This is a genomic window from Corynebacterium sp. HFH0082 (genome assembly GCF_000411235.1).
Taxonomy (GTDB): Bacteria; Actinomycetota; Actinomycetes; order Mycobacteriales; family Mycobacteriaceae; genus Corynebacterium; species Corynebacterium jeikeium_D.
This window is the reverse complement of the sequence record NZ_KE150404.1, coordinates 1614726-1631265: the sequence shown is the minus strand read 5'-3', so window position 1 is coordinate 1631265 and position 16540 is coordinate 1614726. Positions and strand designations below refer to the sequence as shown.

The 16540-nt window shown below is 55.8% G+C and carries 12 protein-coding genes; 8 read left to right on the top strand and 4 right to left on the bottom strand.

Going from position 1 to position 16540, the window contains the following annotated elements; translation table 11 throughout:
- Positions 1-47 precede the first annotated feature (47 nt).
- The gene (locus HMPREF1206_RS07015) at positions 48-980 is read right to left on the bottom strand and encodes a hydrogen peroxide-inducible genes activator (protein WP_016422638.1); all 933 of its coding nucleotides are present in this window, start codon (positions 978-980) and stop codon (positions 48-50) included.
- A gap of 105 nt (positions 981-1085) precedes the next feature.
- Here HMPREF1206_RS07015 and HMPREF1206_RS07010 point away from each other — a divergent pair, with 105 nt between their 5' ends.
- Positions 1086-1682: a peroxiredoxin gene (locus HMPREF1206_RS07010; protein ID WP_016422637.1), complete on the top strand. Its 597-nt coding sequence runs from the start codon at positions 1086-1088 to the stop codon at positions 1680-1682.
- Between the two features lie 5 nt (positions 1683-1687).
- Entirely contained in the window at positions 1688-2212 is a 525-nt protein-coding gene (locus HMPREF1206_RS07005) for a carboxymuconolactone decarboxylase family protein (RefSeq protein WP_016422636.1), read from the top strand.
- A 127-nt stretch (positions 2213-2339) separates the two neighbouring features.
- Here HMPREF1206_RS07005 and HMPREF1206_RS07000 read toward each other — a convergent pair whose 3' ends face one another.
- Entirely contained in the window at positions 2340-3557 is a 1218-nt protein-coding gene (locus HMPREF1206_RS07000; RefSeq protein WP_016422635.1) for a hypothetical protein, read from the bottom strand.
- A 142-nt stretch (positions 3558-3699) separates the two neighbouring features.
- Entirely contained in the window at positions 3700-5802 is a 2103-nt protein-coding gene (locus HMPREF1206_RS06995) for a neutral/alkaline non-lysosomal ceramidase N-terminal domain-containing protein (RefSeq protein WP_016422634.1), read from the bottom strand.
- 216 nt (positions 5803-6018) lie between these two features.
- Here HMPREF1206_RS06995 and HMPREF1206_RS06990 point away from each other — a divergent pair, with 216 nt between their 5' ends.
- The 3 genes from HMPREF1206_RS06990 (at position 6019) to hrpA (ending at position 12629) form a co-directional block, all read left to right on the top strand.
- Positions 6019-7521 carry a DUF1846 domain-containing protein gene (locus HMPREF1206_RS06990; protein WP_016422633.1) on the top strand — a complete coding sequence of 501 codons (1503 nt, stop codon included), beginning with the start codon at positions 6019-6021 and terminating at the stop codon, positions 7519-7521.
- 61 nt (positions 7522-7582) lie between these two features.
- Complete coding sequence (locus HMPREF1206_RS06985; RefSeq protein WP_016422632.1) at positions 7583-8515, top strand: rhodanese-related sulfurtransferase; 933 nt, start codon at positions 7583-7585, stop codon at positions 8513-8515.
- Positions 8516-8609: 94 nt separating this feature from the next.
- Positions 8610-12629 carry an ATP-dependent RNA helicase HrpA gene (hrpA, locus tag HMPREF1206_RS06980; protein WP_016422631.1) on the top strand — a complete coding sequence of 1340 codons (4020 nt, stop codon included), beginning with the start codon at positions 8610-8612 and terminating at the stop codon, positions 12627-12629.
- Here the strand turns inward: hrpA and nrdR are convergent.
- On the bottom strand, positions 12626-13108 hold the full coding sequence (nrdR, locus tag HMPREF1206_RS06975; protein WP_042388651.1) for a transcriptional regulator NrdR: 483 nt from the start codon (positions 13106-13108) through the stop codon (positions 12626-12628). The genes hrpA and nrdR overlap by 4 nt on opposite strands.
- Before the next feature lie 865 nt (positions 13109-13973).
- On the opposite strand from nrdR, the gene lexA reads away from it, so the two are divergent.
- From lexA to HMPREF1206_RS06960, 3 genes are all read left to right on the top strand, one after another.
- The gene (gene lexA, locus HMPREF1206_RS06970) at positions 13974-14675 is read left to right on the top strand and encodes a transcriptional repressor LexA (protein ID WP_016422629.1); all 702 of its coding nucleotides are present in this window, start codon (positions 13974-13976) and stop codon (positions 14673-14675) included.
- A gap of 93 nt (positions 14676-14768) precedes the next feature.
- Positions 14769-15548: a DeoR/GlpR family DNA-binding transcription regulator gene (locus tag HMPREF1206_RS06965; RefSeq protein WP_016422628.1), complete on the top strand. Its 780-nt coding sequence runs from the start codon at positions 14769-14771 to the stop codon at positions 15546-15548.
- The gene (locus tag HMPREF1206_RS06960) at positions 15545-16516 is read left to right on the top strand and encodes a 1-phosphofructokinase family hexose kinase (RefSeq protein WP_016422627.1); all 972 of its coding nucleotides are present in this window, start codon (positions 15545-15547) and stop codon (positions 16514-16516) included. The genes HMPREF1206_RS06965 and HMPREF1206_RS06960 overlap by 4 nt, the downstream gene beginning before the upstream one ends.
- The last annotated feature ends 24 nt before the right edge of the window (positions 16517-16540 follow it).

The following is a 16540-nucleotide window of genomic DNA, read 5'->3' as shown; positions in this document are numbered from 1 at the left end:
GGTTTTTGCTTATTTCGTACGCTACTGCGGCATGCGCCAAGAGAGCTTTAGGCAACAGCGTCTATGTATGCTTGCCGTACCAGTTCGGCAATTCGATTGAACTCGCCGCCGCGTACCGATGATGCGCGGTGAACCAGCCCAATGGTGCGTCCCGGCCGTGCCGGACCTTCGAATCGCGCAACAGCCAGGCCGGGTCGGTCGGCCTCAATCTTGACAGCCGATTCCGGTACAAGCGACTGCCCCAACCCACCGGCAACACACTGCACGACGGTCGATAGAGAAGCCGCCCGTGTTTCCAAGCCGGAGGTCTCGCCGTGAACAGCATCGACCTTGCGACAAATATCCAACACCTGGTCACGCAGGCAATGACCGTCGTCAAGCAGGAGCAAGTCCAAGTCCCTGATCGCCTCAAGCTTTACGTCTTCTTTACCGGCCAGCGGATGATCCTCTGGCACGACGATGTAGAACTCCTCGTCGTAGAGGTAAATCTCTTCAAAGGAAGGCACATCAGACGGCAGTGCCATGATCGCTGCATCAATGGTGCCGGAGCGAAGTGATTCGATGAGACGCTCGGTCGGCTCTTCGACGATCCTAGGCTTTAGATCTGGCAGCTCGTCACGAACCAACTGGAGGAAGTTGGGCAGCACGTATGGAGCAACCGTAGGGATAACACCAATGGATAGTGGTCCGGACAAATCATCTGTACGGCCAGAGGCGCGAGCAACGATCTCGTCAACAATTTCAGATGCTTGGCGGGCATATGGAATCAGACCGCGACCGAGTGGCGTCACCAGCACTCGGCGAGTCGAACGCTCTACAAGCTGCACCCCCAGTCCCTGCTCAAGGGTAGAAAGCGCTTGTGACAGGCTGGGCTGTGAAATGCCGAGGCGGGCAGCGGCTTGACCGAAGTGACCGGTATCGGCAATCGCGACAAAGGCACGTAACTGAGGCAAAGTAGGCCGATAATCTCTATTACGCATACCTATAAGCCTACACGAGCTTATTAACTTTTTCCTCTTGACGGTTCGGGGATCCATAGGCATAATGGTGTGTGACCCCAAAAGGAATACATTCAGGAGGATTCCATGGCAATTTTGACTGTTGGCGACAAGTTCCCCGAGTTTTCTCTGACCGCTCTGAAGGGCGGCAACCTGCGTGATGCAAACGCTTCTTCTCCGGATGACTACTTCGAGCAGGTAACCAATGAGTCCTACGAGGGTAAGTGGAAGGTCGTCTTCTTCTACCCGAAGGACTTCACCTTTGTCTGCCCGACTGAGATTGCTGCATTCGGCAAGCTGAACGAGGAATTCGAGGACCGCGACACCGTTATTCTCGGTGGCTCTGGCGACAACGAGTTCTCCCACTTCAACTGGCGTGCAACTCACGAGGAACTGCTGGACATCCCGTTCCCGATGTTCTCCGACATCCGTCATGACCTGATGCGTGCACTCGGCGTCGAGAACGCTGACGGTGTTGCAGACCGCGCAACCTTCATCATTGACCCGGACGGCATCATTCAGTTCGTCTCCGTTACCCCGGACGCTGTCGGTCGTAACGTTGACGAGGTTCTGCGTGTTCTCGACGCTCTTCAGTCTGAAGAGGTCTGCGCATGTAACTGGCAGAAGAATGACCCGACCAAGAACATCGACAAGATGGACGTTCTGAAGCAGGAGCTGAAGTAACTCATATGAGCATCGATAACCTTCGTTCCGGTCTACCGGAGTACGCCAAGGACATGAAGCTGAACCTTGGCACTCTCACCCGTTCTACGGAACTTTCCGAGCAGCAGCTGTGGGGTACCCTGCTTGCATCCGCTGCTGCCACCCGCAACGAGACCGTTTTCTCCGAGATCGCCGAGGAAGCCAAGGAGCACCTGTCTGACGAGGCTTTCGAGTCTGCACTTGGTGCGGCCACCGTTATGGGCATGAACAACGTTGCTTACCGCACTCGCCACATGCTCGGTGATGACTACGCACAGGTCAAGTTCGGCCTGCGCATGAACATCATCTCCAATCCGGGTGTCGAGAAGGAAGACTTCGAGCTGTGGTCTCTGGCAGTTTCTGCCATCAACGGCTGTGAAGCTTGCGTGACTTCTCACGCAAAGGTCGTCCGCGATGCTGGTCTGACCAAGGAGCAGGTCTGGGAAGCTGTGAAGATTGCAGGCACCGTCTCTGGTGTTGCACAGGCTGTCTTCGCTGAGGCTACCCGCTAAATATTCAGAGCTTAGGTTCGGCTTTTGATAGCCGAACGCTCCCCCGCAGGATTACCTGCTGACGAAATAGCGCCCGAGGAACCAATTTTTATCGGTTCCTTGGGCGCTTTTTCTTGTACGTTTTTGGCTACTGCTGTGGCGGGTAATAACCCGGATTCTCCTGGGCTTCATTAACTACTCGACGGCCACCGATGAGCTGACGGTAGATATGTACTTGCACGAGGAGAGCAAGCGGGACTGTGTACAACATACCGATATAGAAGAGCATTGCACCTGCGGAAGAAACAATTGACGTCAGAATGAATGCAACGAGCATCGTCCAATACTGAGGCTTCACCAAGCGCCATGCGACGACCGGAGCCTCAAGTGCTGTTGCTCGACCATCAAAAACAAGAAGCGGCATAGTCGCTGTGATTGGCATGATGAAGATGGACAGCACAAGTACCAACAGGTAGCCGATGGGAATCATCGCAGCTGCAGCTTCACTGCCGTTGGCAGACAGCGATACTCCAGCGATGAAGAGCACCATCCCCGGAAGCATGGCGAGCAGCCCCACCAGGAACGTGACAATGTAGGCACCGATAAGAGATCCCCACCGGTTTACACGGAAGAAAGTACCGTAGCTCGGCACTCGGCCGTCGACAGCTTCGAATGCACCGCGCAGCATAAATGCCTGCATCGCGAACATGCCCACGGCAAATAGGAGTGCCATCGCGCCGAGAGTCGCGAACATTGACCCTAGATCCTCAAACGGAACATCGCCTGGATAGTTCGGCTCAAAGTCCGGATCGAAGTCACCAGTCGCAAAGAGAATTGCCGCTGCGCCAACAATCAGTGCGACTAGTACGGCGAAGAACGTCAGCATGATGCCAAGCCAGGAAGCAAAATTGCTGTTTAGACTACGAAACGCCGCGGAAAAGGCACTTCCAATGTCGACCTTCGTCGGCCCCTGTGCCACAGGCTTCACCGGCGGCTCATCGCCACCTGGCATGTTGACTCCGGGAGCAAGTGCACCGGCTGCAGAAGCCCCGCTGGACTGGTGCTGCCAGTAGCTCGAGTCCGCACCATAGGGTTGCCCGCCGTAACTATCGCGCGACTCGCCAGTTCCATAAGAAGGAATTTCGCCATAAGCCTGTTCACGGCCGTAAGTCTGATTCCACTGTGGCGAATCCTCTGGTCCACGCGGGCCATGTTGTGCGTCCGAATCGAACCCGTAAGGGTTGTAGTCCTGCGAACCATTGTTGGGAAAACCGTGACTCTGGGAGTCATAGTTATTGGACTCATTGTCCCGGCTGCCGTCACCGTAAGAATCGTTGTTGCTATATGGATCGTTTGAGGTATTCATGAAGCAAATTGCTCCTGCCAAATTGACGGATACATACAAATAACGCGCACAACGGACTATACGTGAGACAAGCCCTTGATGAGTTTTTAAAGGCCGAAGTATAAGTCACATTGTGCGCATGGACGTATTTAATTGGACGTTCTTACACGAGCTCCACCGCGGCGACTCCCTCGAACTCGTTCAGCGAATCACCGGCACCCAACGCGCTACCACGCACGATGATGTCATACTTGCCCGGCGCGACTCCTCCGGTCTCCCAAGTGACCTTGGCGGTGGTGTAATTACCGTCCTTGGCAAATTCAATGACAGTTGCCTGGTCCCAGTCGTCAGAAACGATCTCACCGCGGTCATTCTTGATGAGTAGGTAGCCGTCTTCCAGTCGCAAGTCGTTATTCGGATTTGCCGCGACGAATTGGGCAACGGCCTGCTGCCCTACCGTGACGCTTGCAGTCGATTCGAGCACGTCACCAAAATTCTTGCCCATTGGTACGGAATCGATAGTCTTTCCTCCTGCTGGCGACGGCGGGATGATGCCAGTGAGATCACCTGCAGCACTGCCCGGGTCGACAGCCATGCCGTCGGCAAGCGCGTGGGCGAGATCGTGATAGATGGAGATCATCGCACTGAGCGTGTACTTGCCGAAAGCCGTTGCGCCGCCCTCGTAGTCCTGCTGATCGTATTCCTCTGGGGTAACGACGTAGTGTCCATAGCTGTTGGTGTAGCCCTGGCAGATGACAGTGTCGATTGGAACGCCGAGGACATCGGCGACGTGCTGACGCATGCGGTAACCCGACATCGTGGTGGGTTCAAGGCCGTTGGTAATCAAGGTGAAGCCACCGATGCGGGTGATGGAGAACATGTGGGTCTGCTGGAGAAGACCATCGATGTAGCCCACTGGCAGCAGGCATTCTTTCTCGCCCTGAATCTCCCCGATATTTTTCGGGAGTACGACGTTATTGAGCTGACGTACCCACGGTGTGCCTCCACGCTGGCCCTCGTTGAAACCTAGGGCTGGTTCGCCGCCGCCGTCCTCCTGGCTACTGGCTGCGAAGGCCGCACCGAGGATTGCAGGTCCAGTGCGGTGCGGCTGGCCGTCGGGCGTGAATTGGCCGTCAATGTCGACATCGCCGAGGTTGACCCACTTGTGGACGGTAGAGATTCCGCCTCCTGGCAGTGCAATGGTCTGACCCTGGGTAGCGTCAATCTGACGCTGACCGAGAATGCGGGCGGACTCTGCTTCGTCTCCGTTGCCGGGACCCGAATTTGGCACGAGCCCCATGTTCGGGCTGATGTCACCCGGGCACGACATGGTAAATGCGGCGACAAAGGGGGCATCGGCCGGCTCACGGTGGGTAACCCCGCGGTCGACCTCAACCTTCCATGCTGCATAGCCCTTGTTGTCGCCGTCGATGATGGTGTGCTCGGGGCCGAAGGTGGTCGGATGAATTCCATACCAGTTAATGAATCCGACTTCGCGACCACCGCGACTCACGTGCAGTGTATGGCTTTCCGGGTTGACTCCGTCGGGGAAAAGACGCTGTTCTTCCTCGGGGTTACGCCTGAATGCCTCCAGGGAGCGGTTAACACCCGCATCCTTGGCAATCCCCTTGGTCAGGTGGATAGTCGACGGCTGGTAATCAGCGTGTGCACGTTCAATAGCCTTGACCACACCGACGACCACAGCTTCGAAAGTGACGGGACGGAAACCGAGAGTAGTCAGGTCGACCATAAGATGGCCCGATGTACCACCCGGCGCGACATGCGTATGAGATGCGCAGATAAGCACGTTGCCCTCGTGGTAGAGGTCTCCGAAGAGAGCTCGCAGTCGCCGCAGAACTTCCATCTGGATGGACTGGAACATGAGCCCCATATCTGCGGTGACGTGGACGACACGGTTGTCGTTGTCATCACCGAAGATGAATGCACGCGCCATCTGGCGAAGACGCAGACCCGAGGTGGTCTGGTCCATGACCGCATACCCGTTCATGCCAGCGCCGAGTGGCTCGCCTGTCATGTCAGCCATTCCTCGACCGACATTCAAAGTGGTGGTCGAATTCCCCGCGGCGGCAGAAGCCCCGTTTGCAGGAGCGGCGTTTGCCTTTGATGCACCATTTACGGCAGGCATCATACTCGCAGCTGACACGGCAGTTGCTCCGACGAGGAAGCCTCGCCTGCCCACTTGGTACGGGGCGCGTGCGGTTGGTTCTGCCGAATTCGACGATGATGCCATCTGGGGATCGAGCATGTCACATCCTCTTCATATTTCTTTTTGAATATCAATATGTTGGACTTTAATCAGACAATCCCCTACGCGTGGCCTAATAAGCCAAAGTTCCCAAAATTCCCCCCGCGACAGCAGTAACCGATACGACATTCGCAAGGCAGTATCACTACCATGGACACAGTAGAATTTCGCAAGCTTTAGCGCGCTCCTCGCAGACACAACTTCAGAAAGGGCACCATGGCTCAGGCTGTCGGTTTTAACCGCGAAAAGTACATCGAAATGCAATCCGCTCATATTAAGAAGCGGCGCGCAGACATCGCAGGTGAAGGCGGCAAGCTCTATCTCGAAATGGGCGGCAAGCTATTTGATGACATGCATGCCTCGCGCGTGCTCCCCGGCTTCACGCCTGACAATAAAATCGCTATGCTCGATCGCCTCAAAGACGATCTGGAAATCATGGTGTGCATCAATGCCAAGGATTTGGAGCGCCACAAGGTCCGCGCTGACCTCGACATCACTTACGAAGACGATGTGCTGCGCCTCGTCGATGTCTTTCGTGAACGCGGGTTTCTAGTCGACAGCGTCGTCGTCACGCAGCTTTCCGACGACAACACCCTGGCAAAGAACTTCATTGAGCGCCTGCAGCGACTCGGATTGAGCGTAATCCGCCATCGCAATATCGAGGGCTACCCGACAAACACGGAGAAAATTGTCAGTGAAGCCGGCTTCGGGCTGAATGAATGGGCGCAAACGTCGCGGGACTTGGTCGTTGTTACAGCGCCGGGCCCGGGCTCTGGAAAGCTGGCGACCTGTCTATCGCAGATTTATCACGATCACAAACACGGAATTCGTTCCGGTTACGCAAAGTTTGAGACCTTCCCTATCTGGAACCTGGCACTCGAACACCCGGTAAATCTGGCCTACGAGGCGGCAACAGCTGATCTCGATGACATCAATCTCATCGACCCTTTTCATTTGGCCGCCTATGACACCAAGGTCACCAGCTATAACCGTGATGTCGAGGTCTTCCCGCTGCTGCGCACTCTGTTGGAGAAGCTCGCGGGCGAGTCGCCGTACAAGTCACCGACCGACATGGGCGTCAATATGGCCGGTTACTGTATCGACGATGACGAAGTGTGCCGAGAGGCATCCAACCAGGAAATCGTTCGCCGTTACTACAAGGCTCTTGTCGACGAACACAAGAACAGCGCAGACGACGAAGTCTCACAGCGCATTGCCATGATTATGAGCAAGGCCAACGTGTCGACAGCCGCCCGCCGAGTCGTCGCACCAGCACTTGAAGTTGAGAAATCTACCGGGGCACCGGGTAGCGCAATCGAATTGCACGACGGCACAATCATCACGGGCAAGACTTCTGAACTACTCGGATGCTCAGCAGCAATGCTCCTCAACGCTCTCAAGAAGCTCGCCAATATCGACCCGGACTTGCACTTGCTCTCCCCAGCTGCCATTGAGCCAATTCAAACGCTTAAGACGCATCACCTGGGCAGCCGCAACCCCCGCTTACATACCGACGAGGTTCTTATCGCCCTTTCCGTGTCGGCGGCCACCAGCGACGATGCCCGCGCAGCCCTCGCCGAGCTGAAGAACCTTCGAAACTGCGATGTCCACACCACCACCATTCTGGGCAGCGTGGACGAAACAATTTTCCGCAACCTCGGTGTGCTAGTGACTTCGGAGCCTAAGTACCAGAAGAAGGCTCTCTATCAGAAGCACTAAGCCATACCAGCAGCTCACGCCGAAAATAGGATAACTGAGAGAGCAGACTAGAATAGTCCCCGTGAGCATCAGCAAGATTCTTCTGTACTACCAGTTCGCCCCACTGTCCGATCCGCGTGCCATCATGCTATGGCAGCGCGACCTTTGCGAGTCGTTAGGGCTCAAGGGCCGCATTCTGGTGTCCGAGCACGGCATCAATGGCACCGTCGGCGGTGATCTCGATGCCTGCAAGAAGTACATCAAGAAAACCAAGCAGTACCCCGCTTTTCACTCCATGCAGTTCAAGTGGAGCGAAGGCGGCGCTGATGACTTTCCAAAACTCTCCGTCAGGGTTCGCGACGAAATCGTCGCTTTCGGTGCTCCGGGTGAGCTGAAAGTCGATGTCGATGGTGTCATTGGCGGCGGCACACATTTGAAGCCGGAAGAGGTCAATAAACTGGTCGAGGAACGCGGCGACGATGTCATCTTCTTCGATGGCCGCAACGCAATGGAAGCCGAGATTGGCAAGTTTAAAAACGCTGTCGTCCCGGACGTAAAGACCACGCACGACTTCATCGACGAACTGGAATCCGGTAAGTACGACTGGATGAAGGACAAGCCGGTTATCTCCTACTGCACCGGCGGCATCCGCTGCGAGATCCTCTCCGCACTTATGAAGAACCGCGGTTTCGAAGAGGTCTACCAAATCGACGGCGGTATTGTGCGCTACGGCGAAAAGTTTGGCAATAAGGGGCTATGGGAAGGCTCCCTATATGTCTTCGACAAGCGCATGCATATGGAGTTTGGCGATGGCATCGAAGACGAGGACTACGTACAGCTCGGGCACTGCGTCCACTGCGGCAAGCCCACAAACACCTTCCAGAACTGCATCAACGAAGATACCTGCCGTCGTCAGGTGCTTATTTGCGATGATTGCTGGGAGCACACCGAGACACAGCACTGTGGGCGCGAGGACTGCAAGGAAGTTGCCGAAGAGCTAGCAGCCGCAAAGTAGGACGCTCCCTGCTGCCATCGGACTATCTCGAGCACCTCTTAATCAGCACAGATGTGGGTTGTCTCCCCAGACGCGGCTAATCTAGTAGGCAACCATGAGTACTCCTAGCCGTTCTGATAAACCAGCTCCACGTGCCCAGTCGGGAAACCACCACTCCGGCCACCGCAATTCCGCCAGGCCACAGCGCTCTGGCAAACCTGCTAAGGACACGCGTAAAAAGGAGCTCTACCAGCTCGCTGATCAATTGCCGATTCGGGAGGCTCAGTCCTTCCGACGCCGGCTAAAGCGAGCATCCGCGCCGAAGGCGCTGTCTGCAATCTCTGCAGACCTCGACTTTGCGCTGGAGCGGTTAGAAGATCGTCGTAAAGCGATTCCTCGCATCACCTACCCTGCCCAGTTGCCGGTGTCCGCGCGCCGCGACGACATTGCAGAGGCAATTGAAAACAACCAGGTCGTCATTATTGCTGGTGAGACTGGCTCTGGTAAGACTACGCAGATCCCGAAGATATGCCTCGAACTGGGACGCGGCGTGCGGGGCAAGATTGGTCACACTCAGCCACGTCGTATTGCGGCGCGTTCCGTCGCGGAGCGCATCGCTCATGAGCTGGGCGAAAAGATTGGACAGCACGTCGGCTATGCAGTGCGTTTTGATGATCGCGTGAGCAAGGATACCTGCATCAAACTGATGACCGACGGTATCCTGCTGGCCGAAATTGGCCGCGACCGACTGCTACGCGAGTACGACACCATCATCATCGATGAGGCGCACGAGCGCAGCCTCAACATCGACTTCCTGCTGGGATATTTAAAGCATATTCTGCCGCAGCGTCCAGATCTGAAAATCATTATCACTTCCGCGACGATTGATCCGGAACGGTTCGCTCGTCATTTCGCGCCTGACGACGAGCACCCTGCGCCCATCATCGAGGTGTCGGGGCGCACCTACCCGGTGGAAATCCGCTATCGCCCGCTGGTGCGGACCGTTGTTGCGAAGAATGGGCAGGAAAAGGAAGTCGCCATCGAGCAGATCGATGGTGTAATCGCTGCGTGTGAAGAGCTGATGCGGCTTGGCGACGGCGATATCCTGGTGTTCTTTTCGGGTGAGCGAGAGATCCGAGAAGCTGCCGAAGCCATCGAGGGCAAACACTGGAAAGGTGTAGAAGCCGTTCCACTATTCGGTCGGCTATCTAATGCAGAGCAGCATCGGATCTTCACTCCGCATTCCGGGCGTCGCATTGTGCTGGCGACCAACATTGCGGAAACGTCGCTGACGGTCCCTGGTATCGAGTATGTCGTCGATACTGGTACCGCACGCATTTCCCGCTACTCCACCCGCACGAAGGTGCAGCGCCTGCCAGTTGAGGACATCAGCCAGGCATCCGCGAATCAGCGCTCTGGACGCTGTGGCCGTGTAGCTGATGGTGTGGCGATTCGTCTCTACAGCGAAGAGGATTTTCTCTCGCGCCCCGAGTTTACGGATCCGGAGATTCTGCGCACCAATCTCGCTTCGGTTGTACTGCAAATGATTTCACTGCGGCTTGGCGCGATTGAGGACTTCCCCTTTGTCCAGCCACCAGAGCACAAAGCAATCCGCGATGGCATTAACCTGCTCACAGAGCTTCAGGCTATTACCACCACGTCGGGGTCTGATGCCCCCGAGCTGACGGACATCGGCCGACAAATTGCCCGTATCCCAGTCGACCCGCGTCTTGCCCGCATGCTGGTCGAAGGGTACGAGAACACCACTCTTGGGGCGGTAACCGTCATTGTCGCCGCTTTGTCTCTGCAGGATGTTCGCGAACGTCCACTGGAGTTCCAAGCTCAGGCAGATCAGCTACATGCCCGTTTTAAGGACACCACCAGCGACTTCAACTCCCTACTGAAGCTCTGGGAGTACCTGGAGGAAAAGCGTCGCGAGCTTAGCGGTAACCAATTCCGCAAGATGTGCAAGCGCGAGTACCTCCACTATCTGCGCGTTCGCGAGTGGCAGGACTTGGTGCGTCAGCTCCACCAGGCAACGGCCGAGCTGGGCTGGCATCTTTCGGCCCGCAGCTCAACCAACGGTGTCGACAATCCCGACGAGGTGGCAAAGTCACTGTTACCGGGTCTGTTATCGATGATTGGTACGCGCGAGGGCGAGGGCAAGGAATTTACTGGCACCCGCAACACTAAGTTCCTCATTCACCCCTCGTCCGCGTTGGCAAAGAAGCCGCCTCGCTGGGTGATGGCTGCGGAAATCGTCGAGACCTCGCGCACTTTTGCGCGCAACGTCGGCACGATTCAGCCGCAGTGGCTAGAGAAGGTAGCCCCTCATCTGCTCAAGCACCAGTACTCAAAGCCTCACTGGTCTACTAAGCGCGGTGCAGCGATGGCTTACCAGAAGTCGACGCTCTACGGCGTGCCCGTGGTGGTTGACCGTTTGATGCCTTATCACCGAGTCAATGCCGACGCCGCCCGCTCGATCTTCATTCGCTCTGCGCTTGTCGACGGCGAATGGAACACACATCACGAGTTCTTTAAGAACAATCAAGACAAACTTGCCGAAGCCGAGAAGATCGAGGAAAAGCAGCGTTCCCGCGGCATTGTCGTCGATGACGACGTGCTCTACGCGTTCTACGACTCCAAGCTGCCCGCCTCTATCACCACGGCCACCAATTTTGACCGCTGGTGGAAGAAAACTAAGCCCAAGCAGCCAAATCTACTGGACTTTGATCCCAATAAGCTGCTCAACCCCGAAGCCGGCGACATCGACGACAACGCCTTCCCCGAAATGTGGCAGCAGGGCTCGGTCGATTTCTCTCTGTCCTATAAATTCGAACCGGGCGCCCCTGATGACGGTGTGACTCTCCGTGTCCCCGTGCCTCTTCTTGCAGGTCTGCGTGAAGATGGCTTCGACTGGCAGGTACCAGGTCTTCGCGCTGAGCTCGCGGAAGCCTACATTCGCACTCTGCCGAAGGCACTGCGGAAGTCCGTTGTCCCCGCCCCGGATTTCGCACGCCGCGCGCTGGAGACGATGACTCCGTACTCAGGCCGCTTCGTCGATGTTTTTGCCGATGCTTTACGACGACTCGGAGGCTCGGGCATCAATGGTGCAGACTTTGCCCCTTCGAAGCTGCCAGCACACTTGCGCTTTAACTACGCAGTGGTCGACCGCCATGGAAAGATCGTCGATCAGAGCCGAGATCTTGCTGCGCTTCGAGACAAGCATGCCTCGACGGTCTCAACTGCTGTGTCGAAACGTTCGAAGTCTGCAGCACGCGAAGCTGTGAAAAAGTGGACTTCAGAGAACTTGGGCGCCGTCTCATTAACGGTCAAAAGTAATGTCGACGGTCAGTCCGTCACGATGTATCCGACGCTGGTGACCACCAAGGATGGCGTGGCCATTGAGGTCAAACCAACTAAGGCTCAGGCTGAGGCGACGTTGGCGACCACAAACTTGACAATGCTATTGCGGGATTGCCCAGTAAATGGTGCACAAATGACTAAGGGGCTTCCACTCCAGCAACGTGTTGGCGTGGACGCATGGCCACATGGGGGCGCCGATGGGCTTGTCGAGGACTGCCGTGTCGCAGTGATTCGCGACCGTATGATGGCTGCCGGCGGCCCGGTCCGCGATCCGAAGGAATTCGACAAACTACTCGAACACGTTCGTTCTGGAGTCGCCTCAGAGGTGCGCCAATTGGTCGTCGGCGTTGCCCAGGCAATGCCTCGTTATGTCTCGGTGGTAAATCAGCTAAACAAGTGGGAAGGCGATGCTATTGACGATATGCGTCGCCAGCTGGAGTTCATGTTCCCTAAGGGCGCTGTGGCAAGGCACGGTTGGCAGCACCTACGACATTTGCCACGTTATCTCCAAGCGATGGAGATTCGGCTTGAGGAAATGAACCGTGACCCGGACCGTGATGCCGAACGTGAAGATGAGGTGACTGAGGCCCGCGAATACTTGGCGGCAAAGCTTCAGCAGCTGCCTAAGGCACGTTCGAATTCCGCGGAGGTACGGGATATTCAGTGGCTCATTCAAGAGCTGCGCGTCAGCCTTTTCGCACAACGGCTGGGTACCGCCCAGAGCGTATCCCTGACTCGAATAAAGAAACGTGTGGATAAACTGCGTTAGTTCTTTTTAACCTCGTTGCCATTAGCCTGCGGTCCTTTCCCCTTGCGCATGCTGGCAATCTCTTGCGCGAAATCGTCCGCGGAGGAAAAGGACTTGTACACCGAAGCGAAGCGGAGATAGCCAACTTCGTCCAGTTCTTTGAGCGGCTCAAGGATGGCAAGGCCGATATCGTTTGAGTCCACCCGGGGCGTGCCTTTCTCGCGGAGGCTCTCCTCCACTTTTTGTGCAAGTTTCTTCAGCTGAGACTCTGATACTTCGCGCCCCTGGCACGCACGTCGAACACCCTGGATAACCTTTTCGCGGTTGAATTCCTCAGGGATTCCATCCCGTTTAACGACCATCAGCTGCGAGCGTTCAATCGTAGAAAAACGTTTGCCGCAATTCAGGCATTCCCTTCGGCGACGAATCCCCATACCGTTATCTATCAACCGTGAGTCCAAGACTCGTGTCTGATCATGATGACAAAACTGGCAATACACGGTCTCCAGTCTACGTCCCACCCCAACACCGGAAACTGGAATGATTATTGCGCGGAGTAGGAAGCGTACGTAGACGTAAAGGTGCTTTCGACCGCCTCACTTTGTCCCTGTTCAAAGACCATGCTGCCGAAAACTCCGAAGAAAGCACCAAGCCCTAGAGCCCATACCGCCATCAGGCGAGTCAGGTTAGTGCCTGCGGATACATCACTACGATTGGACTGCTGCGCCCTGCTAACGGATAGAGACGGACGCCCGTAGTTGACCGAGACATGACTGGGCCGCGACCTGTCCCTCCGCATTCGCGCCGATGAAGCCCCATTTCGATTGCGCTGTGCAATACGTGCACGCTGACCGGGCCGAACGATGTGCTGTGTGCAAGACGCACTACGTTCACCCCACACCAACGGGGCTTTCCGTGTCGTCCGAGCAGGGAGCTCGGAAACTTGAGAAAAGTCAATATCAGATGTGCTGCTAACACCAAGTGCGGTTGAAACCGTAGACATCATGTTTTCTCCCTTTCCAACGTTGACTCTCCCACCGTTGCCGGCCTGGAGAGAATAAGAGTTGTACGACCGTTTCCCGACGCTGTGGAGACTATGTCCAAGGGCGGATGCGGAGAATCCGTCTAGACCCTTTCATCAAACGACTGTTCGAGTAACTTGTCATGTTCGATTTATAACACCATGTTCGAATATTGTCTACTGCTATCCGGATTTATTTTCGATTTTCGACATCATCACCGCCTCCGAGCACGGATAATGTACACGTTTTCTAAAGAATTCAAGGGCGCACAGTGTTCGATGCTCGACGATTCGAACAGTTTTGAGTTATGATTCATTCGAAAGAGTTTGAGAAGGGATGTTCCATGGCTCAAAAGAAGAAAGCGAACCCTAAAACACTCACCGATCGGCAGCGTCGGATTCTTGACGTCATTTCGGATGCCGTCGTACTTCGCGGATACCCACCGAGCATTCGAGAAATTGGGGATGCTGTGGGCTTGAATTCCACCTCGTCGGTGGCATACCAACTCAAGGAGTTGGAGAAGAAGGGCTTTCTCCGCCGCGACCCACACAAACCCCGCGCGGTAAACGTAAGGGATTCGAAGTCCTCCGCTGGCACTTTCACTCCGGTAAAGCCTGGGCCAAAGGCTACTGGCACCACCCAAACTCCCGAGATGCCAGAGGACATGCCAGAGCCAATCTTCGTTCCTATCGTTGGACAGATTGCGGCTGGCAACCCTATTTTGGCGGAGCAGCATGTGGAAAGTCACATGGCACTTCCGATGGAGATTACGGGCTCTGGTCAGCTATACCTACTCAAGGTCGTGGGTGATTCCATGGTTGACGCGGGCATTCTCGACGGAGACTGGGTGGTAGTCCGTTCCCAAGACGTGGTCGAACAGGGAGATTTCGTTGCAGCCCTGTTTGAAGATGAAGCAACAGTCAAGGAATGGCACGAAGACGCTGCTGGCAAGTGGCTCATGCCCCATAATCGCGCCTTTGACCCACTCCCCGCGGAGCACGCCAAAATCCTCGGCAAGATTGTCAGCGTCCTACGCAGCCTCTAATTTCCCACATTTTCGTTGCCCGAAACAGACATAAACGGGCATACTGGGAACAGATAGTAAAGCTGAAATTTCTTAACAGCTAAGGAGCGGGGAATGTACGCAGAGGAACGCCGCCGGAAGATTGCGTCTTTGACAGCAGTCGAAGGGCGCGTGACGGTCGCTGATCTTGCGGAAGCTTTCGATGTCACAGCAGAGACGATTCGCCGTGACCTAGCTCAGTTGGATGCAGAGGGCGCAGTTCACCGCGTACACGGTGGCGCTGTGGCTACTCGTTCTTTTCAGACTGTTGAGTTTTCAGTTGCCGCTCGAAAGAACGCGCAAAAGGACGCGAAGCTCTCTATTGCCCGCTGTGCTGCGGATTTTCTGCCTGACTCTGGTGGTGGAATTTTTCTCGATGCTGGAACTACCACCGAGGCTCTTGCAGAGCTGATGGTCCACTCCCCTGATAACCGCCGTTGGTCGGTTGTCACAAACTCTCTTCCCAACGCCATCACACTCGCAGGATCGAACCGCATTGAGCTTCAACTCCTTGGCGGCCAAGTTCGCGTCATTACTCAGGCGGTTGCTGGCGATACGGCACTCCGCACTCTCGCGGTTATGCGTGCCGATGTCGCTTTCATTGGTTCTAATGCCTTGACAATTGACCACGGTCTTTCTACTGCTGATCCGCAGGAAGCGGCGGTAAAGCGCGCGATGATTACGAATGCGCGCAAGGTCATCGTTATGGCGGACTCGACGAAACTTGGCCGCGACTTTCTCGTCAGCTTTGCAGCATTGGAAGATATCGACGTCGTGATTACAGATTCCTCTGCCCCGGAACAGTTCGTCAACGATCTCAGGGAGCAAGGTGTCGAGGTTGTGGTTGCTTCATGATCCTGACCTTGACTGTAAATCCGTCAATCGATCGACTTGCTCGACTCGATACGGAGCTCAAGCGAGGTGGCGTGTTCCGCCTACCAATGGCTGAGGACATGGCTGGTGGCAAGGGAATTAATGTGTCCAAGGCGTTGCACTACGCCGGAGAAAAGACGCTCGCGCTCTACCCGGCATCGGACTCCGGAAAATTCACGCGCCTGTTGGAAGTCTCTGGCATACCCCATGAAGCCATCAACACGACTAACGAAGCCCGCGTTAATCTCACACTCGCAGAGCCAGATGGGACGACCACCAAGCTCAATTCCCCTGGCATGACATTGACGAAAGCGCACCGTAGGCGTGTCCTGGAGAAACTTATCCACCATGCTAAACACGCCACGTGGGTAGTTTTCGCAGGTTCATTGCCCCCTGGTGTCCCCAGGGATTTTTACGTTCAATGCACCGAGGCGGTGTATTCGGTCAACCCGAATATTCGTGTTGCTATGGATACGAGCGACGGCCCACTGACTGAGGTCGTTCGCGCATTTCCAAAGGTGCGACCTTTTTTGATGAAGCCGAACGCCTACGAACTTGGTCAAATCATTGATCAGGACGGCGAAGAACTTGAGGCCGCTGCAGCCGAAGGGAACTATCTTCCCGTAGCGCAGGCTGCTCGTGCGCTGAACGAGCTTGGCGTTTCCGAAGTCCTGGCCACTCTCGGCGAAGCAGGGGCGGTGCTTTCAGTGAAGTCAGGCGGTTGTTTCGCTGCTACCTCCCCCTCGATAGTCGCTCAGTCGACGGTCGGTGCTGGAGACTGTGCTTTGGCCGGCTACGTTATGTCCCGCGAACGCGGTGATAGCTACCAAGATGCACTAACCACCGCCGTAGCTTATGGGGCGGCGGCAACCAGTCTTCCCGGTACGACCATCCCCTATCCAGAACAGGTTCACCCCGAGGCCGGCCGGTTATGGCAGCTCGACACTTAGCTTTTCGATGCCTAGATAAGGAGC